Below are 24,680 nucleotides of genomic sequence, written 5' to 3'. Positions count from 1 at the left end.
CGACCGGATCGCCTACATCGACACCGACGTGCACCACGGCGACGGCGTGCAGGCGGCGTTCTACGACGACCCTCGGGTGCTGACGGTGTCGCTGCACCAGCACCCGCTGAGCCTGTGGCCGGGCACCGGCAGGCCCGCCGAGCTGGGCGGGCCGGGGGCGGAGGGCACGGCGGTGAACCTGGCGCTGCCGCCGGGCACCTCCGACCGGGGCTGGCTGCGCGCCTTCCACGCCGTGGTGCCCTCGGTGCTCAAGGCGTTCCGGCCGCAGCTGCTGGTCACCCAGTGCGGCGTGGACACCCACCGGGAGGACCCGCTGGCGGACCTGTCGCTGACCGTGGACGGGCACCGCGCGATCTACCGGGCGCTGCGCGAGCTGGCCGCGACCACGGCGGGCGGGCGCTGGCTGGCCCTGGGCGGCGGCGGGTACGAGCTGCTGCGCGTGGTCCCGCGCTCGTGGACGCACCTGCTGGCCACCGTGCTGGACCGCGACCTGGACCCGGAGACGCCGCTGCCCGCGGGGTGGGTGGCGCGCACCAGCGCGCTGGCGCCGCACCGGCCGCTGCCCGCGTCCATGACCGACGGCGCGGACGTGGCCCACGAGCCGTGGGGCGGGGTCACCTCGCAACCCGTGGACACCGCGGTCCTGGAGACCCGGCGCGCGCTGTTCCCGCTGCACGGCCTGGACCCCGAGGACCCGAGGGACTAGCCGTGGACCCCTTCGACTACCCCCGGCACTGGGAGGCCGACGTCGTGCTCAGCGACGGCGGCACGGTGCACCTGCGCCCGATCACCCCGGACGACGCCGACCGCCTGCTGGCCTTCCACGGCAGGCTGTCCGAGCGCACCCGCTACTTCCGCTACTTCGGCCCGTACCCGCGGATGCCCCAGCGCGACCTCCAGCGGTTCAGCACCGTCGACCACGCCGACCGGGTGGCCTTCGCGGCGCTGCTGGGCGACGACATCGTCGCGGTCGGCCGCTACGACCGGCTCGGCGACGGCGGCTCGGCCGAGGTGGCGTTCGTGGTGCGGGACGACCACCAGGGGCGCGGCCTGGGCTCGATCCTGCTGGAGCACCTGGCCGCGGCGGCGCGCGAGCGCGGGCTGAGCCGGTTCACCGCGGAGGTGCTGGCGGAGAACGGCCAGATGGTGCGGGTCTTCCGGGACGCGGGCTACTCGGTGCGCCGGGCCTTCGACGAGGGCGTGCTGCACCTGGAGTTCGACATCGACCCCACCGAGGAGTCGGTGGTGGTCGCCCGCGCCCGCGAGCAGGCCGCCGAGGCGCGCAGCGTGCACAACCTGCTGCACCCCCGCTCGGTGGCGGTGATCGGCGCGTCCACCGACCGTACCAAGATCGGCCACGCGGTGCTGGCCAACCTGCTGGCCGCGGACTTCCACGGACCGGTCTACCCGGTCAACGCCGAGCACCGGTCGGTGCGCGGGGTGCGGGCCTACCCGTCGGTGCTGGACATCCCCGACGACGTGGACCTGGCCGTGGTCGCGGTGCCCGCGGCGGGCGTGGACGAGGTGATGGACGCCTGCCTGGCCAAGGGGGTCAAGGCGCTGGTGGTGGTCTCGGCCGGGTTCGGCGAGACCGGTCCCGGCGGGCTCAGCGCCGAGCGCAGGCTGGTCGCCGAGGCCCGCGCGCACGGCATGCGGGTGGTCGGGCCGAACGCGCTGGGCGTGCTCAACACCGATCCCGCGGTGCGGCTGAACGCGACGCTGGCGCCGCACCTGCCCGCGCTGGGCCGCACCGGCTTCTTCTGCCAGTCCGGCGCGCTGGGCACCGCGATCCTGGCCACCGCGGCGCAGCGCGGCCTCGGCCTGTCCACGTTCGTCAGCGCGGGCAACCGGGCCGACGTCTCCGGCAACGACCTGCTGCAGTACTGGGAGACCGACCCGGCCACCGACGTGGTGCTGCTGTACCTGGAGTCGTTCGGCAACCCGCGCAAGTTCGCCAGGCTGGCCCGCAGGCTGGGCCGCAGCAAGCCGATCGTGGCGGTGAAGTCGGGCAGGCACGCGGTCACCCCGGCGCTGGCCGCGACCTCGGTGCCGGTGGACGAGCCCAGCGTGCAGGCGCTGTTCGAGCAGGCGGGCGTGATCCGGGTGGAGTCGCTGGCGCAGCTGTTCGACACCGCGCTGCTGCTGGCGCACCAGCCGCTGCCGTCCGGGCCGAGGGTCGGCGTGGTGGGCAACTCCACCGCGATCGGCCTGCTGGCCGCGGACACCGCGCTGGCGCAGGGGCTGGAGCTGGCGGGCGAGCCGGTGGACGTGGGCGCGCAGGCCACGCCGGAGGCGTTCGCGGGGGCGGTGCGCCGGGCCTTGGAGGACGAGGGGACCGACGCGCTGGTGGTGGTGTTCGTGCCGCCGCTGGCGGTGCCCGGCGCGGAGTTCGCCCGCGCGCTGCGCGAGGTGGTGGAGCAGACCGGCAGCGGCAAGCCGATCGCCTCGACGTTCCTGGCGGTGGAGGGCGTGCCGGACGAGCTGGCGGTGCCCGGTCCCGGTGGCGCGCCCGGCCGGGGTTCGGTGCCGTCCTACCCGAGCCCGGAGCGGGCGGTGGCCTCGCTGGCCCGCGTCACCCGCTACGCCCGCTGGCGGTCCGCGCCGCAGGGCCGGTTCACCCGGCCCGCGGGCATCGACCCGGAGGCGGCGCACCGGCTGGTCGCCTCGCTGCGGCTGGACGAGGGCGGCGAGCGGCAGGTCGACGACGACACCGCGGTGCGGCTGCTGGCGTGCTACGGCGTGGAGGTGGTGCCCTTCCGGGTGGTGGGCGACGCGGACGAGGCGGTGGTGGCGGCGGCCGCGCTGGGCTACCCGGTGGTGCTCAAGTCCACCGCCGAGCGGCTGCGGCACCGCACGGACCTGGTGGGCGTGCGGCTGGACCTGGCGAGCGCGCAGGCGGTGCGCACGGCCTACGAGATGCTGGCCGAGATCTCCGGGCAGTCCGACGTGTACGTGCAGCGCATGGCCCCCAAGGGCATCTCCTGCGTGCTGGGGCTCCAGGACGACCCGTCGTTCGGCACGCTGGTGTCGTTCGGGTTGTCCGGCGTGGTCAGCGACCTGCTGGGGGACCGGGCGTACCGGGCGGTGCCGCTGACCGACGCGGACGCGGCGGCGCTGGTGCGCGCCCCGAAGGCGGCCCCGCTGCTGGCGGGCTACCGCGGCGGGGAGTCCGCCGACCTGCCCGCGCTGCAGGAGCTGGTGCTGCGGCTGGCGGCGTTGGCCGAGGACGTGCCGGAGGTGCGGGAACTGGCGCTGGAGCCGGTGCTGGCCAGCGCCGCCGGGGCCTACGTCAGCAACGCGCGGATCACCCTGGGGCCGCCGCCGTCGCGGCACGACAGCGGTCCGCGCAGGCTGCGCTCGCCCGGTGGGGTGGCGTGATCCGCACCCCACTCCGCTGGCGGTCTGGCGGGCGCGTTCGGGCACGTAGGCTCGATTCCGTGACCGCATCGCACCCCCTGCCCCAGTACCGCGCCCAGTACCGCGCGGACGGACCGGTCCGGGCGGGCATCCCCGAGCACGGCCGGGTTCCGCGCTACTACGCGGTCAAGACCGAGCTGCTGTGGCTGGTCGACTCGCTGGGCGAGGGCGCCGCGCTGCCGTCGGAGCGGGAGCTGGCCGAGCGGTTCTCGGTCTCGCGGGTGACGCTGCGCCAAGCGGTCGGCGAGCTGGTCATGGAGGGCAAGCTGCAGCGCCGCCAGGGCAGCGGGACCTACGTGGCCCCGCCGAAGCTGGTGCAGCCGCTGTCGCTGGTCAGCTACACGGAGGGGATGCGCAGGCAGGGCGTGGCGCCCGCGCGCAGCGTGATCACCGTGGAGCACCTGCCCGCCGACGAGGTGCTGGCCCGCGACCTGGCCATCGGCCACGGCGACCAGGTGGTGCACCTGGAGCGGGTGCTGCTGGCCGACGACGAGCGGGTCGGCCTGGAGTCGACCTACCTGTCGGTCGAGCGGTTCCCGACGCTGCTGGAGGTCCTCGACCCCACCAAGTCGTTGTACGAGTGCCTGACCGGCAAGCTGGGCGTGGTGTTCGGCGAGGCCGAGGAGCGGGTGGAGACGGTGCTGGCGACGCCGCGCGAGGCGCTGCTGATCGGCACCAACCCGGCGCTGCCGATGCTGCTGCTGCACCGGGTGTCCCGCGACGCCCAAGGCGTGCCGGTAGAGCGGGTGCGGTCGCTGTACCGGGGGGACCGGTTCAGCTTCACCGCCCGCCTGCGGCCCGACCGGTAGCGCTCCCTGCGGTCCTCAGAGGACCGAAGGGGATCGGCGCAGGGATCGGCGCAGGGATCGGCGCAGGGATCGGCGCAGGGGAGGGTCGCTGCTCCGGGTGGCTCAGCCCGTGCCGTCCTCCGGTGCGCCAACGGCGTCGCGTACCGCTGAACGTCAGCAGATCGCAACCGGATAGCGGCCGTTGGCAGGCACGCGTACCTGCCCTTGCGAAGGTACCGTTGGTGCTGGACGTGAGTCCTCCTCACCCGCAAGGGCGCGGGGGAAGCGGGGTGGTTCGCCGTGACCTTCAAAGAGGAGTTCCTGCAGGAACTCGAGGACTGCCTGCGCGGGTACGGCGCGGTGCCCGTCCTCAACCACAACGCGCTCGCGCGGTTCGTGGACTTCGTGCGCGCGCTGCCCGAGGACGACCTGCGGCTGCGCTGCCTGACCAACGTCGACCAGGGGTCCGGCTCGTTCTGGAACAACCCGGCGGTGTGGTGGGAGCTGGTGCCGCGGTTCGGGGTGGCGCACTGCGACTGCGGCGGGCTGCTGGACCGGATGCTGGACGAGGCCATCAGCGACGAGATCGACGTGCTGGAGATGGAGATCCGGGAGCTGCCGGGCTGATCGGCCCGGCAGCTCCCGCCCCAGGGGGTCGTCACCCGTTGTGCACCCGGGTCGCCGGACGCACAACGGGGTGCTGGGTGGGGTGGGCTCAGACCGAGGTGAGGCGTTCGAAGAAGGAGCGGTAGCGCCGCAGCGCCAGGCGCAGCTCCTCGGTGTCCACCCGCTCGCCCTCCTGCCACTGGCCCTCCAGCGAGCGCTTGTGCTCGGCGAAGGTGGTGGCCAGGCTCTGGATCACCTGCGCGACGAGTTCGTCGGCGCGGTGCACGGCTTCGCGCGGGCTGTCGACGAAGTCGACCTGCAGCGCCCGCCACTGCTCGCGGAACCGGTCGACCTCGTCCTCGGTGAACAGCTGGACGTCCGGTTGCCGGACCTCCTCGACTTCCCCCGGCTCGGCGTACTCGGCCTCGACGGCGTAGTCGCGCTGGTCGTAGTCGGACTGGACGTGGTCGGCCCGGTCGTGGTCGGGCTCATTCCCGCGCGGGCGCGCGGGGTTCTCGGTGACGAGCACCCGCTCGTCCGGCCGCTGGTGGTCGGTCATCACCGCGCCCCTTCCCGGCGCCTGCCCAGCAGCTCCTCGAACAGCGCGCGGTAGTGCACCATCGCGTTGCGCAGGTCCTCGGTCGTGGCCTCGCCCCTGTCCTGGCGCTGCGAGATGGCGTGCGCGGCGCGGTAGTCCGCCAGCGTCCGCGCGTGCTCGACCGACAGCAGCGACATGCGCTGCTCGTAGCCCTCGGTGGGGTAGCCGCGCTCGGCCATCAGCGCGGTCACCAGGCGATCGGCCTGGCCGACCGCCTCGGCGGGCGCGTCGACGAACATCTCCTGGACCTTGGCCCAGTTCTGGACGTAGTTCTCGCGCGTGCCCTCGTCGAGGGCGCGCAGGTCCAGCTTGGCGTGGGCGCGTTCCCGCTCGGCCAGCTCCCGCTCGGCGGCCATGCGGTTGCCGTTGCGCTCGACCGCGCGCTGGTACTCGGGGCCGAACTTCCGGCGCAGGTGCCTGCGCTGCAGGTAGGTCTTCAGCAGCACCGCGGCCACGGCCAGTGCGACCAGCACGGCGACGACAACGCCGATGGTGGTGCCGGTGGACATCTCCGCCTCCTAGGGTCTGGATGTCCACCGGGTTGCCGTCACGTGCCGGGCACAAACCTGGACGACCTCGCGCGCGGACCGCCCCGCCACCGCGACGAGCGCCGATTTTCCCGCTGTGGCAAGGAGTTTCAGCGGCTGACCGCCTTGCGGTACTGGCGGGTCGCCAGCGGCACGAAGACCAGCAGCAGGACCACCGTCCAGAGCAGCGTGGTCAGCACCGGGTGCCGCAGCGGCCACACGTCGGGCGCGGGGAAGGCGGGGTTGGTGTTGCCGAACAGCTCGCGCGCCGCCGCCGTCACCGCGGAGATGGGGTTCCACTGGGCGAAGGTCTTCAGCGGTCCCGGCAGGTTGCCCTCCTGCACGAAGGTGTTCGCGATGAAGGTCAGCGGGAAGATCACGATGAAGCTGGCGTTGTTGAACACCTCCGGGCTGCGCACCAGCAGGCCCACGATCGCCATGCCCCAGGACACCGCGTAGGCGAACAGCAGCAGCAGCGCGAACCCGGCCAGCGCCTCCCCGAACGACGAGTGGATGCGCCAGCCGACCAGCAGACCGGTCACCGACATCACCACGATGACCAGCGCGTTGTTGACCAGGTCGCTGGTGGTGCGGCCGATCAGCACGGCGGAGCGGGCCATCGGCAGCGAGCGGAACCGGTCGATCACGCCCTTCTGCATGTCCTCGGCCAGGCCGCTGCCGGTGATGGTGGCCCCGAAGATGACCGTCTGGGCGAAGATGCCCGCCATCAGGAACTCGCGGTAGTCCATGCCGGGGATCTCGATCGAGCCGCCGAACACGTAGGCGAACAGCAGCACGAACATGATCGGCGAGAGCGTGGAGAACACCAGCAGGTCCGGCACCCGCTTGATCTTGATCAGGTTGCGCTTGGCGACCACCGCACCGTCGCCGAGCGCCTGCGTGAACGTGCTCATGCCCCCCGCTCCTCCTCGGCCCGCTCCTCGGCGCCGTGCCCGGTCAGCGCGAGGAAAACGTCGTCCAGCGTCGGCCTGCGCAGGCCGATGTCGAGCACCTTGACCGCTTCCGCGTCCAGCCTGCGGATGCCGTCGACCAGCACGTGGGCCCCGCCCGAGACGGGCACGGTCAGCCGGTGGCCGCGCTCGTCGAGCACGATCTCGCCGATCGCCAGCGGGGCCAGCGCCGCGCGGGCCGACGCCGCCTCCTGCGCCGAGCCGACCGACAGCTCCAGCCGCTCGCCGCCGACCTGGTCCTTGAGCTCGTCGGCGGTGCCCAGCGCGATGACCCGGCCGTGGTCGATGACCGCGATCCGGTCGGCCAGCCGGTCGGCCTCCTCCAGGTACTGGGTGGTCAGCAGCAGCGTGGTGCCGCCCGCGACCAGCTCGGCGATCACGTCCCACATGCCGAGCCTGCTGCGCGGGTCCAGGCCGGTGGTCGGCTCGTCCAGGAACAGCACCGACGGCCTGGCCACCAGCGCCCCGGCCAGGTCCAGCCGCCGCCGCATCCCGCCGGAGTACCCCTTCACCGGCCGGTCGGCCGCCTCGACCAGGTCGAACCGCTCCAGCAGCTCCCGCGCCCGCTCCCGGCTGCGCGCCCGGCCCAGGTGGTACAGCCGCCCCACCATGTCCAGGTTCTCGAAGCCGGTCAGGTTCTCGTCCACCGCCGCGTACTGGCCGGACAGGCCGATCCTGCCGCGCAGCTCGCGCGCGTCGGCCACCACGTCGAGCCCGGCGACCCGCGCCGTGCCCCGGTCCGCGCGCAGCAGGGTGGTGAGCACCCGCACCGCCGTCGTCTTGCCCGCGCCGTTCGGGCCCAGCAGCCCCATCACGGTGCCCTCCGGCACCGCCAGGTCGAGCCCGTTCAGCGCCACCACCGACCCGTAGCGCTTGACCAGCCCCTCGGCCAGGATCGCCTCCGCCATGCGCGCCATCATGAACGAGGGGACCGACAATTTCGCGCCAATTACCCGACCGCCCACTGAGGACGCGAGAAGTTGCGCATTGGGCAAAGAATGTGGTGCTGTGCGCGGTGTGCAGATCCGCCGGGCCACCCCCACCGACCTGTCCGCGCTCCTCACCCTCGTGGGTGAGTTCTACCGAGCGGACCACCACCACTACGACGAGCAGCGCGTGATCCGGGCGCTGGAACCGCTTCTCGTCGACGACAACTACGGGCAGGTGTGGTTGTTCGACACCGGTTGCGCGGTGGTCACCTGGAGCTACTCACTGGAATCGGGTGGGCGCGACGCGCTGGTGGACGAGTTCTACGTGCGCAATCGCGGTCGGGGAGTGGGCGGTGCGGTAATGCGAGCACTGCTCGGGAAATGTCGTGAAGCAGGCGCGCTGAAGGTCTTCCTGGAAACCGAGGAGCACAACGACGCGGCACGCCGGTTCTACCGGCGGCACGGGTTCGAGGTGGAGCGGTCCACCTGGCTGAGCCGGGAGCTGTGAACCGGCGGGCGCCTCGCCGGTTCGGGTCGGGCTCAGCAGCAGCCCGCTGAGCAGCAGTCGGCCGAGCAGCCGCACTCGTCGTCCATGGTCGTCACCTCCCCTCCGGTGGGCACCAGTCCCCCTGGTCCAGCTCCGGGCAGCGCCCGGACGGCAGGCCACCGACCAGCTCGACCAGCTCCGCGCGCAGCGCGGACAGCCGCGCCAGCTCGGCGTCCAGCTCGGCGATGTGCCGGTGCAGCATGGTCTCGGCGGGCTCGCACGGGCACACGCCGGTGTCGCGCACCGCCAGCAGGTCGGCGATCTCCTTCAGCCGCAGCCCCAGCTTCTGGCAGCCGCGCACGAACCGCAGCCGGTCCACGGCCTCGGCCGGGTAGCGGCGGTAGCCGGAGGCCGACCGCGGTGGCGGCGGCAGCAGCCCCGCCCGCTCGTAGTACCGGACGGTGTCCGGGCGCACGCCGACCGCGTCGGCCAGTTCCGCAACGCGCATGACCCGACGGTAGACCTTGGAGCGGACTCCAAGGTCAAGCCGCTGTTCGGCAGGGCGTCTCAGGGAAGCGGATACGCACCCGCACGTGCTCGATCGAAGGAAGCGCTCCTGCTCACTACTGTGGTCAGCAGTTCCGTGTGCGAGGTGAGGAGCGAACCCGATGGCAGCCGTCCAAACCCGCCGCAAGCGCAAGCTCGGGCAGTTCCTGCACGCCCTGCGCAAGCGCGCGGGCAAGACCGAGGCCGACTACCACGCGCTGACCCGCAAGACGCAGTCGACGCTGTCCCGGATGGAGAACGGCTACATCAGTCCCAGTTGGACCGAGCTGGGGGCGCTGCTGGGGCTGTACGGCGCCAGTGAGAGCGAGCGGCGCGAAGCCGAAGCGCTCTGGGAGGACGCCAAGCAGGACGGCACCCGCCTGGTGCACGCCGCCGCGTTCACCCCCGAGGCGCGCACCTACGCGCGGCAGGAGGCGGACGCGACCGAGGTGCGCACCATCGAGATGATCGTGATCCCCGGCCTGCTCCAGACGCCCGCCTACGCCGCGGCGATCCGGCTGGCCGGGCGGCGCTTCCTGGACCCGTCGGTCTCGGTGGAGCAGGCCATCGCCGCGCTCGCGGGCAGGCAGCGGAGGCTGCCCCAGCTGACGCTGCACGCGGTGATCGACGAGGCGGCGCTGCACCGGGTGGTCGGCGGACGGGAGGTGATGCGGGCCCAGCTGCTGCACTTGTTGGAGGCGGCCAAGCAACCCAACATCACCATTCGGGTGATCCCGTTTGGAGCAGGGGCCTACGGAACGATGTCCGGCGGTGGTGCCACGGCGTTGCGTTTCGAAGAGGACGATCCCTCGGCCGTGTACTTGGAGTACGCAGGCGGGGGTAAGTGGGTGGACAATCCTGCGGACGTGCAAAATTACCTGCTGCACTTCGACGAGATCATCACCGAGGTCGCCTTGTCGCCCAAGGAGTCGGCCTCCCTCATCCGCACACTGGCTACCGCACTGAAGGAAACATGACCAACAACGAGACGTGGCGCAGAAGCTCCTATTCCGGCGCGGGCAACAACTGCGTCGAGTTGGCCGTTGACCGAACAACGACACGGGTGCGCGACAGCAAGTGCCCCGGCCCCGAACTGACCTTTGCGGACCGTCCTTTCCGAGCTTTCCTCACCGGACTCGCGACCGCCCCGCGCGCGGCCGCCGGGCACCCGGTCCGGTAACCGGCACCACCGACCCGCCGTCGCCCCGGCGTCGCGGTCACCGTGCCGCCGTGGGCGACGACGCCGACCCGCCCACCGCGCCACCGGCCGCCCGGTTCTGAAAACGATTGCACCCCTCCGGCCCCGCCCATCGCGGAGGAGGAGGACCCCCCTCGCAGTGCTCGCCCGCTTCCACGTGCGGACAGGTGTGCGCGAAGCGATGAAGCGGTAGCCAGGAGGGGCTACCGCTTCGCTCCGGACGGGGCCGCCCGCCTGCGCTGATCGGTCAGTGCGTGCCGAGCACGCCGTCCACGCGGCGCGGGATGCCCAGCGGGTTGTCCGCGCGCAGCTCGGCGGGCAGCAGGGCCTCCGGCCACGACTGGTAGGTCACCGGGGCCAGCCAGCGGCGGATCGAGGTCGCGCCGACGGAGGTGTGCAGCGGGTTGGTCGTGGCAGGCCACGGCCCGCCGTGGTGCATCCCCCACGCCACGGCCACGCCGGTGGGCCAGCCGTTGAAGACCAGCCTGCCCGCCACCTGGCGCAGCGCCGCGGCGGCCCGGCCCGCCAGCTCGTGCTCGGCGTCGTCGGCGTGTACGGTGCCGGTGAGCGTGCCCGGCAGCTTCGGCAGCACCGCCAGCAGCCGGTCGACGTCGTCGTAGGTGACCACCACCCCGGTCGGGCCGAAGTGCTCCTCGCTCAGCCGCTCCAGGTTCTCGGCGAAGGTCTCCAGCCCGACCTCGAACAGCCGGGGCTCGACACTCCACCCCCCGTCGGGCGCGGTGCCGCGGGCCACCTGCCGCACCAGCTCGGACGAGGCCAGCTCATCGGTGCCCGAGCGGTAGGAGTCGCGCATCCGCTCGTTGAGCATCGGCCCACCACTGGCGGCGGCCACCGCCCGCGCCAGCGCGGGCACCAGCGACGGCGGCGTGAACAGCAGGCCGGGGTTGGTGCAGAACTGGCCCACGCCCAGGGTGAGCGAGTCCGCGAAGCCCCGCGCGAGCTCCTCGGGCCGTCGCGCCGCCGCGCCGGGCAGCACCACGGCCGGGTTCACGCTGCCCAGCTCGCCGTAGAACGGGATCGGGTCGGGCCGGGACTGCGCCAGGTCGAACAGCGCCCGCCCGCCGCCGGTGGAACCGGTGAAGCCGACCGCGCGGATCGCCGGGTGCCGCACCAGCGCCACGCCCGCCCCGGTGCCGTGGACGACGCCGAAGACGCCCTCCGGCAGCGCGGAGGCGAGCACCTCGGCGGTGGCCCGCGACGTGCCGGGGTGCGACGGGTGCGCCTTGAGCACCACCGGGCAGCCCGCCGCCAGCGCCGAGGCGGTGTCCCCGCCCGCGGTCGAGAAGGCGAACGGGAAGTTGGACGCGGAGAACACCGCGACCGTCCCGAGTGGACGCAGCATCCGCCGCAGCTCGGGGCGGGGCGGGATGGTGTCCGGGTCGGCCGAGTCCAGCACCGCCTCGACGTAGCTGCCCTCCCGCAGCACCCCGCCGAACAGCCGCAGCTGGTTGGTGGTGCGCTTGAGCTCGGTGGTCAGCCGGGGCACGCCGAGCGCGGTCTCCGCGTCGGCGATCCCGACCAGTTCCGGCGAGGCCGCGTCCAGCGCGTCCGCCAGCGCGTCCAGCGCCGCCGCGCGCTGCCCGGCGGACAGCGCAGACCAGGCAGGGAAGGCCGCCGCGCCCGCCTCGGCGGCGGCGGCCACCTCGGCGGCGGTGCTCTCCTGGACCGGCTCGCCGTGCGCCCGCCCGGTCCGGGGGTCGTAGCCCTGCACGCTCACCGGCCCGCCTCCTGAACCGCCGTGTCGAACTCCGGGCCGCACCACAGGCCGCCCACGTGCTTGTGCGCCAACGACTCCGGGTCCGGCTCGCCCTGCTCGGCGATCAGCTCGGCGGCGAAGACCTCCGAGTCGTCCTCGGGGGCGTAGCCCAGCGCGCGGGCCTCGTCGAGGGAGAACCAGCGGCGGGTGTTGTCCGACACGCCCCACACCACCCGGAAGCCGGGGGAGGGTGCGGACAGGCACGCCTCGAACAGCCGGGCGCCGTCGTCGGGGGACAGCCAGGTCGACAGCATCCGGGTGTCGCGCGGCTTCTCGAAGCACGAGCCGATGCGCACCGCGATGACGTCCAGGCCGTAGCGGCTGGAGTACATGCTGCCCAGCGCCTCCATCGCCACCTTGCTCACCCCGTAGTAGCTGTCCGGCCGGGGGAACAGGTAGTCGCCCGCCTCGCCGCGCGAGCGCGGGTGGAAGCCCACCGCGTGGTTGGAGCTGGCCAGCACCACCCGCCCGACGCCGCGGCGGCGCGCGGCCTCCAGGACGGTGTGGGTGCCGTCGATGTTGACGTCGAGGATCTGCGCCCACGGCCGTTCCAGGCTGTGCCCGCCCAGGTGGATCACCGCGTCGACGCCCTCGCAGGCCGCCTCCATCGCGGCCTGGTCGGTCACCGACGCGGTGACCAGCTCGACCCGCTCGCCCGGCGCGGCGGGCGGCATCTCGGCGATGTCGAGCAGGCGCAGGACGCGGTCGGGCGCGGCCAGGCGCGGGCGCATGAGCGTGCCGACGCCTCCCGCCGCGCCGGTGATCAGGATGCGTGCGGTCACTAGTGGCCTCTCCGTGGGTCGACGGGTCGTCAGCGGGTCAGCGGCCGAACTGGCGCAGCAGCTCGGTGATCGTGCGGGCCGCGTGCAGCAGCGCGTCCACGACCTGCTTCTCGTGCTCGGGGTCGAGCCTGCCCAGCGGCACCGAGCAGCTCATCGCGTCGAGCACGGGGCTGCGGTAGGGCAGCGCGACGGCGAAGCAGCCCAGGCCGGGCGTGTTCTCCTCGCGCTCGTGGGCGTAGCCCGCCGCGCGGAAGCCCGCCAGCTGCGCGTGCAGCGCGGCGCGGTCGGTGACCGTGTTCGGGGTCAGCGGGTGCAGCCGCGCGGGCAGGAGCGCGTCCACCTCCTGCGGGTCGCGCGCGGCCAGCAGCGCCTTGCCCAGCGACGTGGAGTGCGCGGGCAGCCGCCTGCCCACGCGGGAGACCACCCGCAGGTGGTGCTCGGACTCGCGGCTGGCCAGGTAGACCACGTCCGCGCCGTCCAACCGGGCCAGGTGGACGGTCTCGTTGACCTCCCGCCGGACCTGCTCCATGACCCGGATGGCCACCCGCACCACCGGGTCGTGGTCGAGGTAGGAGGTGCCCACCAGCAGCGCGCGCACGCCGATGCCGTAGGTGCCCCTGGTGGCGTCCAGCTCCACCCAGCCCCTGGCCACCAGCGTCTGCAGCAGCATGTACAGGCTCGACTTGGGGTAGCTGAGCTCCCGGTGCAGCTCGGTGAGGGTGAGCGGGCGGTCCGAGGCCGAGAGCACCTCCAGCAGCTCCACCGTCCGGTCGGCCGACTTCACCGCGTTCGGCCGTGCGGGTGACGCGGCTCCAGCCACCTGGACCTCCACGGAAACGTTGTGGCACCACGGTCTTGACACGTCGCTGTGGCGATTCTTACAGTCCGCCCAACGGGTTCACAAGTACGACTGCTTTTCACGGATGTGAACAGCCAGGAGTGAGGCCATGCGCAGCTCCCGCCGCACCGCAGGGGTTCCCGACCCGTCGGGAACGGCCCGGTGAGGGCGAGGCGCATCGCCGCGAACGTGGGGGTGGCGGCTAGTGGCGGCGGTGCCGCCCACCCCCACCCCGTGGGACGGCGCCGCGCGCCGTCCCACGGGCCCGCGCCCGTCCGGTCGTCCCCACCGCGGCCGGGGCAGGCGCTGCCCCCGCAGGAGTCCTTCCCGCGTGGGACCACCACCGGGGCGATCGAGGGGTGAAGGTCTGGTATGCAACTCGACGGGGTGCTGTTCTTCCCGGTGACGCCGTTCGACGCCGAGGGCGGGATCGCCGAGCGGGTGCTGGCCGAGCACGTGCGGCGGGGGGTGCGGGCGGGTGCGGGCGGGGTCTTCGCGGCCTGCGGCACCGGTGAGTTCCACGCGCTGGAACCGGGCGAGTTCGAGCGCGCGGTGGCCGTGGCGGTCGAGGCGACCGCGGGTCGGGTGCCGGTGTTCGCGGGCGCGGGCGGCCCGCTGCCCAGCGCGCGCCGGTTCGCCGAGGCCGCGCGCCGGGCGGGCGCGGACGGCCTGCTGCTGCTCCCGCCGTACCTGGTCGCCGGCCCGCCCGGCGGCCTGGTCCGCTACGTCACCGAGGTGGCCGGGGCGACCGACCTGCCGCTGATCGTCTACCAGCGCAACAACGCCGTGTTCACCCCCGACGCGGCGGTGGAGGTGGCGCGGCTGCCCTCCGTGTGCGGCTTCAAGGACGGCCTTGGCGACATCGACCTGATGCAGCGCATCGTGCTGGCCGTGCGCGAGTCGGTGGACAAGCCGTTCCAGTTCTTCAACGGTCTGCCCACCGCGGAGCTGACCGTGCCCGCCTACCGGGGGATCGGCATCGACCTGTACTCCTCGGCGGTGTTCTGCTTCGCGCCGGAGATCTCGCTGGGCTTCTACCACGCCGTGCGGGCCGGGGACGCCGAGCTGGTGCGGCGCTACCTGGTGGAGTTCTACCGGCCGCTGGTCGAGCTGCGCGACCGGGTGCCGGGGTACGCGGTGGCGCTGGTGAAGGCGGCGGTGCGGGCGGGCGGCCTGGACGTGGGCGGGGTGCGCCCGCCACTGCTGGACCCGACTCCCGAGCACCTGGCCGAGCTGGCCCGGATCGTGGCCGCTGGCCGGGCGCTGGCCGGGGCGCGGCCGGTCGCGGCCGGGGCGGAGCTGGCCGGATGAGGATCAGCGGCATCACCGTCACCCCCGTCGCCTTCCCGGACCTGCCGCTGCTGAACTCCGTGGGCGTGCACGAGCCGTGGGCGCTGCGGACCATCGTCGAGGTGCGCACCGACGAGGGGATCTCCGGGCTGGGCGAGACCTACGGCGACATCGGGCACCTCAACCGGGTCAGGACCGCCGCGCCCGAGCTGATCGGGCTGGACGCCCACGACCTGAACGGGATGCGCGCGCGGGTGGCGCGGGCGCTGGGCGGCGAAGCGGGCTCGGACCGGCACGGGCTGACCGGGCGGCTGACCGTCGAGTCCACCGTGGACCGCGTCTTCTCCGCCTTCGAGGTGGCCGCGTGGGACATCCGGGGCAAGGCGCTGGGCCGTCCGGTGGCGGACCTGCTCGGCGGGGCGGTCCGCGACGCGGTGCCCTACAGCGCCTACCTGTTCTACAAGTGGGACCGGCACCCCGGCGGCGAGCCGGACGAGTGGGGCGAGGCGCTGGACCCCGGCGGGGTCGTCGAGCAGGCCCGCGCGATGATCGACCGGCACGGGTTCGGCTCCATCAAGCTCAAGGGCGGCGTCTTCCCGCCGGAGCGGGAGGTCGAGGCCGTCCGCGCGCTGCGCGAGGCCTTCCCCGACCACCCGCTGCGGCTGGACCCCAACGCCGCGTGGACACCGGAGACCTCGCTGCGGGTGGCCGCCGAGCTGGACGGCGTGCTGGAGTACCTGGAGGACCCCGCGCCGGAGATCGAGGGCATGGCGCGGGTCGCCGCCGAGGCGCCGATGCCGCTGGCCACCAACATGTGCGTGATCGCGTTCGAGCACATCCCGCCCGCGGTGGCGGCGGGCGCGGTCCAGGTGATCCTGTCCGACCACCACTACTGGGGCGGGCTGGCGCGCTCCCGCGAGCTGGCCGCCATCTGCCGGACCTTCGGCATCGGGCTGTCCATGCACTCCAACTCCCACCTGGGCATCAGCCTCGCCGCCATGACCCACCTCGCGGCCGCCACGCCCGACCTCGACTACGCCTGCGACACGCACTACCCGTGGAACCGCGCCGACGACGTGATCACCCGGCCGTTCACCTTCGTGGACGGGGCGATCCCGGTGCCCGACCGGCCGGGCCTGGGCGTGGAGCTGGACCGCGACGCGCTGGCGCGGCTGGCGGAGAACTACCGCGGGTGCGGCATCGTCCAGCGCGACGACACCGGCTACATGCGCACCGTCGACCCGACCTACGAGAGGAAGCGACCGCGGTGGTGACCAGCGTTGCCCACGCCTACCCCTGGGACCTGGTGGGCGACCCGGACGCGGCGGCGCGGATCGCGTCGCTGGGCGTGGACGCCGTGGCGCTGGCCGCGTCGTACCACACCACGCGCGCGGCCACCCCGTTCCACCCCGCCCACCGGTTGGTCGACGCCCGGCACGCGGCGTTCTACCTGCCGGTGCGGTCGGGGCGGTGGGGGCGGCTGGTCCCCGCCGAACCGTCCTGGGTGGACGGTGGCGACTCCTACGGGGAAGCCGCGGGGGCGCTGCGGTCCGCCGGGCTGCCCGTGCACGCGTGGATCGTGCTGACCCACAGCAGCAGGTTGGGCGACCTGCACCCGGACCTGGTGGTGCGCAACGCTTTCGGCGACCGGTACCCGTACGCGCTGTGCCCCGCCAACGCCGATGTCGTCGAGTACGCCCGGACGCTGGTGTCCGAGGTGCTGGAGCTGGGCGGGCCGGACGGCGTGGTGCTGGAGGCGTGCGGCCCGCTGGGGTTCGCGCACGGCGGGCACCACGAGAAGACCGACGGCGCGGACTGGACACCCGCGCAGCAGAAGTTGCTGTCGCTGTGCTTCTGCGCCGCCTGCTCCGCGCGGTACGACGATCCCGGCGCGGTGCGCGCCGCCGTGCGGGTGGGCGTGGACGACGGGGCCGCCTCGGTCGAGGAAGCGCTGGGGGAGTTGGCCGCCCACGTGCGCGAGGTGCGCACCGGCATCGCGCGCGACCTGCGCGCCGAGCTGGTCGGGCTGGTCCGCGCCACCGCGCCGGGCGTGCGGGTGACCGTGCACGCCACGGCCGACCCGTGGGGCACCGGGCCGTTCGCCACCGTGGCCGACGGGCTGGGCGCCGAAGTCGACGTGCTGACCACGACCTGCTGGCCGGGACCGGAGGCGTCGCTGCCCGCCATCGCGGCGCTGCGCGTGGCCGCGCCGTCGACCCGGCTGGCCGCCTACGTGCTGGGGCTGCCGCCCAAGCCGGTGGACGGCGCCGCGCTGGCGGGGGAGTGGCGGAGCTACCGCGAGGCGGGCGTGGCCGAGTTCCACCTCTACCACGCGGGTCTGGCCTCACCCGCCCGGTTGGACGCCTTGCGGCAGGCCGTCGCGCGGCTCGACGGGTAACTGTCAACGAAGGGCGGAGCAACCCGCTCGCGCGGCCGTTCCGTCCTCGGGGCATGAGAAGCCTAGGAACCGCGGTCGGAGCAGCGGCCCTGCTGGTGGCGCTGGTCGGCTGCGCCACGTCCCAGCCCGGTGGCGACGCCGGGGCGGGGCCGACGCTGACCACCGCGCCGTCGTCGCCCTCCAGCGCGCCGCCCTCGGAGGAGTTCGAGAGCCCCGTCCCGCCCGGCGGCACGGCCGTGCCCGAGGCGCGGGTGGACGCCACCGCCCTGCCCGAGGGCAGCCCCCGCGCGGTGTGGACCGAGGCGGACGGCAGCGTGCTCGGCGTGATCGGGCAGGAGGCCGGGTGCGGCCGGGCCAGTGTCGAGGTGGCCGAGCAGTCCGCGCAGGTGGTGAAGGTCGTGCTGGTGGAGACCCTGCCGAAGGACCAGCAGGTCTGCACCATGGACATCCGGTACCCGCCGCTGACCGCGAAGCTGGACGCCCCGCTGGGGGAGCGGTCGGTGGTGCTGAGCACCCGGCAGGAGCAGCGGTAGCGAGCGCCGGGGTGCCCGGCCCGCCGGGCACCCTGCAACCGCTCCGGGGCGGAGTACCGTCCTAGCGGTATGAGGAACGTCAGAGTCGCCGTGGCCCTCGCCGCGCTCGTGCTCGCCGGGTGCGGTAGCACCTCCGAGCCGTCTTCCCCGCCGTCTTCGGGCTCGTCCACGACGAGTCCGACAACGTTGTCATCCGCGTCTCCCGAGCCGTCCGCGCCGGGTGCCGTCCCGCCCTCGTCCCCCGGTTCGCAGCCGGGTTCGCAGCCGGGGCGGACCGGCTCGGCGCAGCCCCCGCAGACCAGCGCCGCGCCCGTGCCCGACGCCTCCGAGGTGCCCGCCGACCGGGTCGACGGCAGCACCCTGCCCGACACCTACAAGCAGCGGGTCCTGGTCTCCGGCGACGGCCGGACGCTGCAGGTGATCGGCCTGACCGGCGGCTGCAAGAACGCCTCCGCCGAGGTGACCGCCCAGTCCGGCGACTCGGTGCTGATCACCCTGGTCAGCACCTACTACCCGCCCGAGGGCGGCGGCATGTGCAGCCAGGAGCTGCGCGACATCCCGCTCACCGTCACCCTCGACGCCCCCCTCGGCGACCGCCGCGTGATCCTGGAAGCCCGCGAGCAGACCGCCTGACCGCGAACCGGGCGTTCCGACACCGCGAACCGGGCGTTCGGGCACCTCCGGCCCGAACGCCCGGCTCGCGCGCTACTTGCGGAACGAGATCTGCAGCGTCGGGGCGGAGGTCTCGGCGAAGAAGTCGTTTCCCTTGTCGTCCACCACGACGAACGCCGGGAAGTCCTCCACCTCGATCTTCCACACCGCTTCCATGCCCAGCTCGGGGTACTCCAGCACCTCGACCTTGCGGATGCAGTCCTGCGCCAGCCGCGCCGCCGGGCCGCCGATCGACCCGAGGTAGAAGCCGCCGTGCTGCTTGCAGGCGTTGGTCACCTGGCGCGAGCGGTTGCCCTTGGCCAGCATCACCAGCGACCCGCCCGCGGCCTGGAACTGCTCGACGTAGGAGTCCATCCGGCCCGCCGTGGTGGGCCCGAACGACCCCGACGCGTACCCGTCCGGGGTCTTGGCCGGACCGGCGTAGTAGACGGGGTGGTCGCGCAGGTACTGCGGCATCGGCTCGCCCGCGTCCAGCCGCTCCTTGATCTTGGCGTGGGCGATGTCGCGCGCCACGACCAGCGGTCCGGTCAGCGACACGCGCGTCTTGACCGGCAGCGCCGACAGGGTCGCCCGGATCTCGGCCATCGGCCGGGTCAGGTCGACGCGGACCACCTCGTCGGAGAGGTCCTCGCCCTGCACCTCGGGCAGGAAGCGGGCCGGGTCGCGCTCCAACTGCTCCAGGAAGACGCCTTCCGGCGTGATCTTCGCCTTCGCCTGCCGGTCCGCCGAGCAGGACACCGCGATGCCCACCGGGCAGGACGCGCCGTGCCGGGGCAGCCGGATCACGCGCACGTCGTGGCAGAAGTACTTGCCGCCGAACTGGGCGCCGATGCCGAATTCGCGGGTCAGCTCCAGCACCTGCCGCTCGAGGTCCACGTCGCGGAACGCGTGGCCCAGCGCCGAGCCCTCGGTGGGCAGCCCGTCCAGGTAGCGCGCCGACGCCAGCTTGGCGACCTTGAGGTTCTGCTCCGCCGACAGCCCGCCGACGACCACCGCCAGGTGGTACGGCGGGCAGGCCGCGGTGCCCAGCGAGCGCAGCTTCTCGTCCAGGAACTTCGCCAGCCGCGACGGGTTCAGCAGCGCCTTGGTCTCCTGGTACAGGAACGTCTTGTTGGCCGAGCCGCCGCCCTTGGCCATGAACAGGAACTCGTACTTGGGCGCGGTGCCGGGCGCGGCGAACAGGTCGATCTGCGCGGGCAGGTTGGTGCCGGTGTTCTTCTCGTCCCAGAACGTCACCGGGGCCATCTGCGAGTACCGCAGGTTCAGCTCCTGGTAGGCCTCGAAGATGCCGCGCGAGAGGGCTTCCTCGTCGGTGCCGCCGGTCAGCACCGACTCGGTGCGCTTGCCCATCACGATGGCGGTGCCGGTGTCCTGGCACATGGGCAGCACGCCGCCCGCCGAGATGCACGCGTTGCGCAGCAGGTCCATCGCCACGAACCGGTCGTTGCCGCTGGCCTCCGGGTCGTCCACGATCGCGCGCAGCTGCGCCAGGTGCGAGGGCCGCAGCAGGTGCTGGATGTCGCGGATCGCCTCCTTGGCCAGCAGGGTCAGCGTCTGGGGCTCGACCTGCAGGAAGGTGCGCCCGGCCGCCTCGACGACCGACACGCCCTCGGCGGTGACCAGGCGGTACTCGGTGTGTTCGTCCTCGGCCAGCGGCAGGACGTCGGTGTGCTGGAAAGTGGTGGGCACTGCGGGCACGTCGCGGGCTCCCTTGCGCGCGTTCGGGTTCCGCCGAACTTATACCGATTCGCGCGGTGCGTCCGCCCGGTCGTGGTGTGATTCGCGTCGTGGTCGACAGCCTCACCAAGCGCCGGCTCACCACCGCCGAGCTCGACGCCGTCACCCGTCGCGCGCTGGGCGCGCCGCTGGCGGAGCACGTCGAGCTGACCGACGGCATGTTCAGCAGCGCCTACCGCCTCACCGCCGTCGACGGGCGGCAGGCGGTGCTCAAGGCGGCCCCGCCGCCGGACGTGCCGCTGCTCACCTACGAGCGCGACCTGATGCGCACCGAGGTGCTGGCGCTGCGGCTGATGGCCGCGCGCGGGCTGCCCGTGCCGGAGGTCCTGCTGGCCGAGGACGGCCTGCTGGTGATGACCGCGCTGCGCGGCGAACCGTGGTCAGCGGCGCGGGAGCGGCTCACCGACGAGGAGCACCGGGCGCTGCGGCGCGACCTCGGCGCCATCACGCGCGAGATGCACGGCATCACCGGCGAGGTGTTCGGCTACCCCCAGGGCCCGAACGCGCCCACGTGGCGCGAGGCGTTCCCGGCCATGGTGGAGGCGGTGCTCGCCGACGCGGAGAGGTTCGGCGTCGCCCTGCCGGAGGTCCGCCCGGCCATCGCGGCCGGGGCGCCCGCGCTGGACGAGGTGACCACGCCCGCCCTGGTGCACTTCGACCTGTGGGAGGGCAACGTCTTCCTGCTCGACGGGCGGATCGAGGGCGTCATCGACCCGGAGCGCGCCCTGTTCGGCGACCCGCTGGCGGAGCTGGCGACGGTCTGCGTGTTCGCCGACCTCGACGAGGACTTCCTGGCGGGCTACGGGCTCGGCGAGATCACCGGCGCCATGCGCACCAGGATCGCGCTCTACCGCGTGTACCTGTGCCTGATCCTCATCGTGGAGGGCGTGCCGCGGGGCTACCGGGGCACGGAGTGGGACGTGCACGAGCGGTTCTTCCGCGAGCAGTTGGCGGTCTACCTGGACCTGCTGTGAGCCCTCTGCCGCGACCCCCGCTGCGAACACGCTCCGCGAACGCGCGGAAGGCCGGGCCGGCCCCCGACCGCCCCGACCTTCCTCAGCGTGCGACCACCTCCACCGGAGGTGTCGCGTGGCTCGTGTACCGCACGACCGTGCCGTGACCGGCCTCACAAGTCAAGCCGGTCAACGGGTGACGCGGGTCAGCTCGCGTAGGCCCGCAGCTTGGCGGCGCGCTCGCCCTGGCGCAGCTTGGACATGACCTCGCGCTCGATCTGCCGCACCCGCTCGCGGGACAGGCCGAACTGCTTGCCGATCTGGTCCAGCGTGCGCGGCTGGCCGTCCTCCAGGCCGTAGCGCAGCCGGATCACCGCCTGCTCGCGCGGCTCCAGCGTGGCCAGCACCCGGCGCAGGTCGTCCTGCAGCAGGCCGGAGATGACCGCGCTCTCCGCGTCGGTGGCGTCGGAGTCCTCGATGAAGTCACCCAGCGGGGCGTCCTCCTCGGCGCCCACCGGCATGTCCAGGCTCACCGGGTCGCGCGCGTGGTCGAGCAGGTCGACGACCTTGTCCACGGACAGGCCGGACTCCTTGGCCAGCTCCTCGTGGGTGGCCTCGCGGCCCAGCTGCTGGTGCAGGTCGCGCTTGATCCTGGCGAGCTTGTTGACCTGTTCCACCAGGTGCACGGGAAGGCGGATGGTGCGACCCTGGTCCGCCATTCCGCGGGTGATCGCCTGCCTGATCCACCACGTCGCGTACGTGGAGAACTTGAAACCCTTGGTGTAGTCGAACTTCTCGACCGCGCGGATCAGACCCAGGTTTCCCTCCTGGATCAGGTCCAGCAGCGGCATTCCACGTCCGGTGTACCGCTTGGCCAGCGAAACGACCAGGCGCAGGTTCGCCTCCAGCAGGTGGTTCTTGGCCACGTGCCCGTCGCGGATCAGCGCGCGCAGCTCGGCGCGGCGCTCCGCGGGCAGGTCGGCCGCGGTCTCCAGCATGTGCTGCGCGAAGACCCCCGCCTCGATCCGCTTCGCGAGCTCTACTTCCTCCGCCGCGGTCAGCAGCGCTGTCTTGCCGATCCCGTTCAGGTAGACCCGAACCAGGTCAGCGGCCGGTCCCTGGGCGTCGAGGTCCAACTCGGCGCTCGTGACGGTCATGTCGTTCCCGACCTCGCGGTCGAGGACCTTCGGGACGGTCATGGAGCTCCCTCCCCCTTTTTCGCGGGCTGGCGTGCGGTCGCGTCACACACCCGCGCTGCGTCGCGCGGCGAGCCTTTCGGCGGTCGGAGCCAACCGATCGCTGCTTGGCTGGACACTGGGGGAAACGTTCCGCCGGTCTAAATGGTTCCCGCTTCCCGAACTTGAAGACGTCACTGCCGTCACAGCGGTTGCGCGCGCAATCCTGAGGATTGGCTGAGAAGGATCTACAGTTCCACCAACACGGTGAACGGACCGTCGTTCACGCTGTGGACGGACATCATCGCGCCGAACTGCCCCGTTTCCACCCGAGCGCCCTTCTCGCGCAGTTCTCGCACCACCGCGTCGACCAACGGCTCGGCGTGCTCGGGACGGGCGGCGGCCGTCCAGGACGGCCGCCTGCCTTTCCTCGTCTCGCCATAAAGTGTGAACTGACTCACAACGAGAAGGGGTGCGCCGGTGGTGGCGCACGACTGCTCGTCGCGCAGGACGCGCAATTCGTGGAGCTTGCGGGCCATCAGCGGCGCCTTGTCGGGCGTGTCGTCCGCGTGCACCCCCAGCAGCACCAGCAGACCGGGCTCGTCGATCGCGCCGACCACCTCGTCGGCGACGACCACGCGGGCCTCGGTCACCCGCGCGACGACCGCCCTCACGCGGGCACCACCATGCCGTGCCGGACCAGGTCCCGCACCACCGGCAGGGCCGCCTCCACCAGGGCGTCCACCGGCAGGTCGTGCGCGTACGCCAGCAGCGTCACCAGGTCCTCCAGCGGCAGCGCGCCGCGGAAGCCCGCCAGCAGCGCGGCGGCGGTGGCGTCCACCTCGTGCTGCCAGCCGGGGCCGTCGGTGCGGTGCAGCCTGCGCACCACCGCCTGCCAGCCCTCGTCGGAGGGCTCGGAGACCTCCTCCAGCACCACGGTGTCCGGCACGGTGAACCGGGTCGCCAGCAGGCTCTCCGCGGAGCCGTTGCGGCGCAGCCAGTCCACCCGGTCCAGCCAGGCGGCGGTCTCCGGGCCCAGCGGGTCGTCGTAGGCGTGGCGCAGGTCCTCGCACACCACCTCGGGGTGCTGGGCGTCGGTCCGGCGCAGCGTCACGAACCCGAAGCCGATGCCCTCCACGTCGTTGTCCGCGAACCAGTCCAACCACGCGGCCGCCTTGGCCCGGCCCTCCGCCGAGCGCGGGTCCACCCCCGCGTCGCGCAACCAGGTCCCGACGTACAGCGTCGGATCGGCCACGTCCCGCTGCACGAACCAGGCGTCCACGCCGCCGCGCGGCAGCCACGAGGCCACCCGGTCGGCCCAGTCCTCGCCCCTGCGGTGCAGCCAGGAGGCCAGCAGCTGCCCGACGCCGCCCTCGTTGAGGAACGACGGCAGTTGGCGCACCACCAGCGCGCTGGCGTCGTCGCCGCCCAGGCCCGAGTCGCGGTAGACGTAGTCCACCCTCGGCGGGCCGACCACGAAGGGCGGGTTGCACACGACCTGGTCGAACCTGCGCCCGCGCACCGGCGCGAACCACTCGCCGCGGCCCAGCCGCACGTCGACCTCGTTGAGCCGGAACGTGCCCGCGGCCAGGGCGAGCGCGCGTTCGGACAGGTCGGTGGCGGTGATCGACCTGGCGTGCCTGCTGGCGTGCAGCGCCTGCACGCCGCACCCGGTGCCCAGGTCCAGCAGGGTGTCCACCGGGCGGCGGGAGGTGGCGCGGGCCAGGCTGATCGAGGCGTGCCCGACGCCCAGCACGTGGTCGGCCGGGACCGGTCCGCCGCGCTGGTCGGAGTCCAGGTCGGCGACCACCCACCAGGAGCCCTCGTCATCGCCGTAGGGGCGGATGTCCAGGCCCGCCCGCAGCGCGTCCCCGTCGGGGCGCAGCACCTCGGCCTTGACGGCCTCGTCGAGGTCCAGCGGGGCCAGCGCGCGGCGCACCTCGGCCTCCGGCTCGGCGTCGCCGAGCAGGAACAGCCGCACCAGGGTGCCCAGCGCGCCCGCGTCGCGGGTGGCCCGCCGGGCGGCCTCCGGCTCGCCGCGGCCCAGCGCGGCGTGGGCCTGCGGCCCCAGCGCGTCGACCACGCCGTCGGCGTCGTAGCCGGCGGTCCGGAAAGCCTCGCGCAGCCGCGCGGTCAGGTCTGTGGAGAGATCAGGCAGCACCCGCACATGCTCCCAACCCGCCGTCCGCGCCGCGCGGCCAGCCCTCATCCGCGAGTCGCGCGCCCGCGCACCGCGAATTGCGCATTCGGGCACTCCGAATAGCGCGTTCGGGCATTTCTCCGCCACTTCACCGGCGTGCGCGTCGACGGTGGACGGCCAATGCGATCGCCATGGCCAACCGCTGTTCCGGGTCTTCCACCGGCAACGCGGTCACCTCGGTCATCCGCTGCAACCGGTACCGCAGGGTGTTCGGGTGGACGGAAAGGGTTTTGGCCGCTTCGCGGGAGTCGCCCTGCG

Annotated in this window: 26 protein-coding genes; 13 read left to right on the top strand and 13 right to left on the bottom strand. The window is 73.3% G+C overall.

Features of this window, described 5'->3' with window-relative positions; genetic code table 11:
• The 4 genes from IEZ00_RS36200 to IEZ00_RS04815 all read left to right on the top strand — a co-directional run.
• A partial coding sequence (locus IEZ00_RS36200; RefSeq protein ID WP_506347056.1) for an arginase family protein occupies positions 1-706 on the top strand: 706 nt, incomplete at its 5' end.
• 2 nt (positions 707-708) lie between these two features.
• Positions 709-3,378 carry a bifunctional acetate--CoA ligase family protein/GNAT family N-acetyltransferase gene (locus IEZ00_RS04825; RefSeq protein WP_189221843.1) on the top strand — a complete coding sequence of 890 codons (2,670 nt, stop codon included), beginning with the start codon at positions 709-711 and terminating at the stop codon, positions 3,376-3,378.
• A 59-nt stretch (positions 3,379-3,437) separates the two neighbouring features.
• Entirely contained in the window at positions 3,438-4,226 is a 789-nt protein-coding gene (locus IEZ00_RS04820; RefSeq protein ID WP_229795094.1) for a GntR family transcriptional regulator, read from the top strand.
• Positions 4,227-4,505: 279 nt separating this feature from the next.
• Positions 4,506-4,832: a hypothetical protein gene (locus IEZ00_RS04815; protein ID WP_189221842.1), complete on the top strand. Its 327-nt coding sequence runs from the start codon at positions 4,506-4,508 to the stop codon at positions 4,830-4,832.
• A gap of 88 nt (positions 4,833-4,920) precedes the next feature.
• On the opposite strand, the gene IEZ00_RS04810 is transcribed toward IEZ00_RS04815, so the two are convergent.
• The 4 genes from IEZ00_RS04810 to IEZ00_RS04795 all read right to left on the bottom strand — a co-directional run bounded on the left by IEZ00_RS04810 (position 4,921) and on the right by IEZ00_RS04795 (position 7,815).
• Positions 4,921-5,370 carry a hypothetical protein gene (locus IEZ00_RS04810; protein WP_189221841.1) on the bottom strand — a complete coding sequence of 150 codons (450 nt, stop codon included), beginning with the start codon at positions 5,368-5,370 and terminating at the stop codon, positions 4,921-4,923.
• On the bottom strand, positions 5,370-5,918 hold the full coding sequence (locus IEZ00_RS04805; protein ID WP_189221840.1) for a hypothetical protein: 549 nt from the start codon (positions 5,916-5,918) through the stop codon (positions 5,370-5,372). The genes IEZ00_RS04810 and IEZ00_RS04805 overlap by 1 nt, the downstream gene beginning before the upstream one ends.
• A 128-nt stretch (positions 5,919-6,046) precedes the next feature.
• Positions 6,047-6,850 carry an ABC transporter permease gene (locus tag IEZ00_RS04800; RefSeq protein WP_189221839.1) on the bottom strand — a complete coding sequence of 268 codons (804 nt, stop codon included), beginning with the start codon at positions 6,848-6,850 and terminating at the stop codon, positions 6,047-6,049.
• On the bottom strand, positions 6,847-7,815 hold the full coding sequence (locus tag IEZ00_RS04795) for an ATP-binding cassette domain-containing protein (RefSeq protein ID WP_189221838.1): 969 nt from the start codon (positions 7,813-7,815) through the stop codon (positions 6,847-6,849). Before IEZ00_RS04795 ends, IEZ00_RS04800 begins: the two co-directional genes overlap by 4 nt.
• Before the next feature lie 100 nt (positions 7,816-7,915).
• Between IEZ00_RS04795 and IEZ00_RS04790 the strand changes: the two genes are divergently transcribed.
• On the top strand, positions 7,916-8,344 hold the full coding sequence (locus tag IEZ00_RS04790; protein ID WP_229795092.1) for a GNAT family N-acetyltransferase: 429 nt from the start codon (positions 7,916-7,918) through the stop codon (positions 8,342-8,344).
• A gap of 91 nt (positions 8,345-8,435) precedes the next feature.
• Here IEZ00_RS04790 and IEZ00_RS04785 read toward each other — a convergent pair whose 3' ends face one another.
• Positions 8,436-8,831, bottom strand: coding sequence for a heavy metal-responsive transcriptional regulator (locus tag IEZ00_RS04785; protein WP_189221837.1), 396 nt, complete (start codon positions 8,829-8,831; stop codon positions 8,436-8,438).
• A 160-nt stretch (positions 8,832-8,991) separates the two neighbouring features.
• Between IEZ00_RS04785 and IEZ00_RS04780 the strand changes: the two genes are divergently transcribed.
• Positions 8,992-9,846, top strand: coding sequence for a helix-turn-helix domain-containing protein (locus IEZ00_RS04780; RefSeq protein ID WP_189221836.1), 855 nt, complete (start codon positions 8,992-8,994; stop codon positions 9,844-9,846).
• Entirely contained in the window at positions 9,843-10,049 is a 207-nt protein-coding gene (locus IEZ00_RS04775; protein ID WP_189221835.1) for a DUF397 domain-containing protein, read from the top strand. The genes IEZ00_RS04780 and IEZ00_RS04775 overlap by 4 nt, the downstream gene beginning before the upstream one ends.
• 265 nt (positions 10,050-10,314) lie before the next feature.
• Here IEZ00_RS04775 and IEZ00_RS04770 read toward each other — a convergent pair whose 3' ends face one another.
• The 3 genes from IEZ00_RS04770 to IEZ00_RS04760 are packed head-to-tail and all read right to left on the bottom strand — an operon-like array spanning position 10,315 to position 13,446.
• On the bottom strand, positions 10,315-11,805 hold the full coding sequence (locus IEZ00_RS04770) for an aldehyde dehydrogenase (NADP(+)) (RefSeq protein WP_189221834.1): 1,491 nt from the start codon (positions 11,803-11,805) through the stop codon (positions 10,315-10,317).
• Positions 11,802-12,626 (bottom strand): NAD-dependent epimerase/dehydratase family protein, encoded by an 825-nt coding sequence (locus IEZ00_RS04765; RefSeq protein ID WP_189221833.1) that lies wholly within the window; start codon positions 12,624-12,626, stop codon positions 11,802-11,804. Before IEZ00_RS04765 ends, IEZ00_RS04770 begins: the two co-directional genes overlap by 4 nt.
• Positions 12,627-12,663: 37 nt before the next feature.
• Positions 12,664-13,446 (bottom strand): IclR family transcriptional regulator, encoded by a 783-nt coding sequence (locus tag IEZ00_RS04760; RefSeq protein ID WP_189221832.1) that lies wholly within the window; start codon positions 13,444-13,446, stop codon positions 12,664-12,666.
• A 390-nt stretch (positions 13,447-13,836) separates the two neighbouring features.
• Between IEZ00_RS04760 and IEZ00_RS04755 the strand changes: the two genes are divergently transcribed.
• The 5 genes from IEZ00_RS04755 (at position 13,837) to IEZ00_RS04735 (ending at position 18,318) form a co-directional block, all read left to right on the top strand.
• Positions 13,837-14,775: a 5-dehydro-4-deoxyglucarate dehydratase gene (locus IEZ00_RS04755; RefSeq protein ID WP_189221831.1), complete on the top strand. Its 939-nt coding sequence runs from the start codon at positions 13,837-13,839 to the stop codon at positions 14,773-14,775.
• Positions 14,772-16,028, top strand: a complete 1,257-nt coding sequence (locus IEZ00_RS04750; protein ID WP_189221830.1) for a glucarate dehydratase family protein — start codon at positions 14,772-14,774, stop codon at positions 16,026-16,028. The genes IEZ00_RS04755 and IEZ00_RS04750 overlap by 4 nt, the downstream gene beginning before the upstream one ends.
• Positions 16,025-17,152, top strand: a complete 1,128-nt coding sequence (locus tag IEZ00_RS04745) for a hypothetical protein (RefSeq protein WP_229795090.1) — start codon at positions 16,025-16,027, stop codon at positions 17,150-17,152. The genes IEZ00_RS04750 and IEZ00_RS04745 overlap by 4 nt, the downstream gene beginning before the upstream one ends.
• A 53-nt stretch (positions 17,153-17,205) precedes the next feature.
• Positions 17,206-17,685: a hypothetical protein gene (locus IEZ00_RS04740; protein ID WP_189221828.1), complete on the top strand. Its 480-nt coding sequence runs from the start codon at positions 17,206-17,208 to the stop codon at positions 17,683-17,685.
• Positions 17,686-17,871: 186 nt separating this feature from the next.
• Positions 17,872-18,318, top strand: coding sequence for a hypothetical protein (locus IEZ00_RS04735; RefSeq protein ID WP_189221827.1), 447 nt, complete (start codon positions 17,872-17,874; stop codon positions 18,316-18,318).
• 72 nt (positions 18,319-18,390) lie between these two features.
• On the opposite strand, the gene IEZ00_RS04730 is transcribed toward IEZ00_RS04735, so the two are convergent.
• Complete coding sequence (locus IEZ00_RS04730) at positions 18,391-20,055, bottom strand: fumarate hydratase (RefSeq protein ID WP_276530096.1); 1,665 nt, start codon at positions 20,053-20,055, stop codon at positions 18,391-18,393.
• An 89-nt stretch (positions 20,056-20,144) separates the two neighbouring features.
• Between IEZ00_RS04730 and IEZ00_RS04725 the strand changes: the two genes are divergently transcribed.
• A complete protein-coding gene (locus IEZ00_RS04725; RefSeq protein WP_189221826.1) occupies positions 20,145-21,068 on the top strand; it encodes a phosphotransferase family protein in 924 nt (307 codons plus the stop codon).
• Between the two features lie 185 nt (positions 21,069-21,253).
• Here IEZ00_RS04725 and IEZ00_RS04720 read toward each other — a convergent pair whose 3' ends face one another.
• The 4 genes from IEZ00_RS04720 to IEZ00_RS36195 all read right to left on the bottom strand — a co-directional run bounded on the left by IEZ00_RS04720 (position 21,254) and on the right by IEZ00_RS36195 (position 24,627).
• Positions 21,254-22,246 (bottom strand): sigma-70 family RNA polymerase sigma factor, encoded by a 993-nt coding sequence (locus tag IEZ00_RS04720; RefSeq protein WP_372448467.1) that lies wholly within the window; start codon positions 22,244-22,246, stop codon positions 21,254-21,256.
• 224 nt (positions 22,247-22,470) lie between these two features.
• A complete protein-coding gene (dtd, locus tag IEZ00_RS04715) occupies positions 22,471-22,896 on the bottom strand; it encodes a D-aminoacyl-tRNA deacylase (RefSeq protein ID WP_189221825.1) in 426 nt (141 codons plus the stop codon).
• Positions 22,893-24,431 carry a DUF7782 domain-containing protein gene (locus tag IEZ00_RS04710; RefSeq protein WP_189221824.1) on the bottom strand — a complete coding sequence of 513 codons (1,539 nt, stop codon included), beginning with the start codon at positions 24,429-24,431 and terminating at the stop codon, positions 22,893-22,895. The genes dtd and IEZ00_RS04710 overlap by 4 nt, the downstream gene beginning before the upstream one ends.
• A 79-nt stretch (positions 24,432-24,510) precedes the next feature.
• Positions 24,511-24,627 (bottom strand): helix-turn-helix domain-containing protein, encoded by a 117-nt coding sequence (locus IEZ00_RS36195; protein WP_306344663.1) that lies wholly within the window; start codon positions 24,625-24,627, stop codon positions 24,511-24,513.
• Between the last annotated feature and the right edge of the window lie 53 nt (positions 24,628-24,680).

The sequence above is a fragment of the Saccharothrix coeruleofusca genome (assembly GCF_014648515.1).
Lineage (GTDB): Bacteria > Actinomycetota > Actinomycetes > Mycobacteriales > Pseudonocardiaceae > Actinosynnema > Actinosynnema coeruleofuscum.
Note: the sequence above shows the minus strand (reverse complement) of the source record. Positions and strands in the feature narration are given on the sequence as shown.

Bases quoted from the DNA above. Each gene is read 5' to 3' on its own strand.
- IEZ00_RS04720 (WP_372448467.1), bottom strand. From the start codon at position 22,246: ATGACCGTCCCGAAGGTCCTCGACCGCGAGGTCGGGAACGACATGACC.
- IEZ00_RS04710 (WP_189221824.1), bottom strand. From the start codon at position 24,431: ATGAGGGCTGGCCGCGCGGCGCGGACGGCGGGTTGGGAGCATGTGCGG.
- IEZ00_RS04785 (WP_189221837.1), bottom strand. From the start codon at position 8,831: ATGCGCGTTGCGGAACTGGCCGACGCGGTCGGCGTGCGCCCGGACACC.
- IEZ00_RS04740 (WP_189221828.1), top strand. From the start codon at position 17,206: ATGAGAAGCCTAGGAACCGCGGTCGGAGCAGCGGCCCTGCTGGTGGCG.
- IEZ00_RS04800 (WP_189221839.1), bottom strand. From the start codon at position 6,850: ATGAGCACGTTCACGCAGGCGCTCGGCGACGGTGCGGTGGTCGCCAAG.
- IEZ00_RS04780 (WP_189221836.1), top strand. From the start codon at position 8,992: ATGGCAGCCGTCCAAACCCGCCGCAAGCGCAAGCTCGGGCAGTTCCTG.
- IEZ00_RS04805 (WP_189221840.1), bottom strand. From the start codon at position 5,918: ATGTCCACCGGCACCACCATCGGCGTTGTCGTCGCCGTGCTGGTCGCA.
- IEZ00_RS04775 (WP_189221835.1), top strand. From the start codon at position 9,843: ATGACCAACAACGAGACGTGGCGCAGAAGCTCCTATTCCGGCGCGGGC.
- IEZ00_RS04755 (WP_189221831.1), top strand. From the start codon at position 13,837: ATGCAACTCGACGGGGTGCTGTTCTTCCCGGTGACGCCGTTCGACGCC.
- IEZ00_RS04795 (WP_189221838.1), bottom strand. From the start codon at position 7,815: ATGGCGGAGGCGATCCTGGCCGAGGGGCTGGTCAAGCGCTACGGGTCG.
- IEZ00_RS04750 (WP_189221830.1), top strand. From the start codon at position 14,772: ATGAGGATCAGCGGCATCACCGTCACCCCCGTCGCCTTCCCGGACCTG.
- IEZ00_RS04810 (WP_189221841.1), bottom strand. From the start codon at position 5,370: ATGACCGACCACCAGCGGCCGGACGAGCGGGTGCTCGTCACCGAGAAC.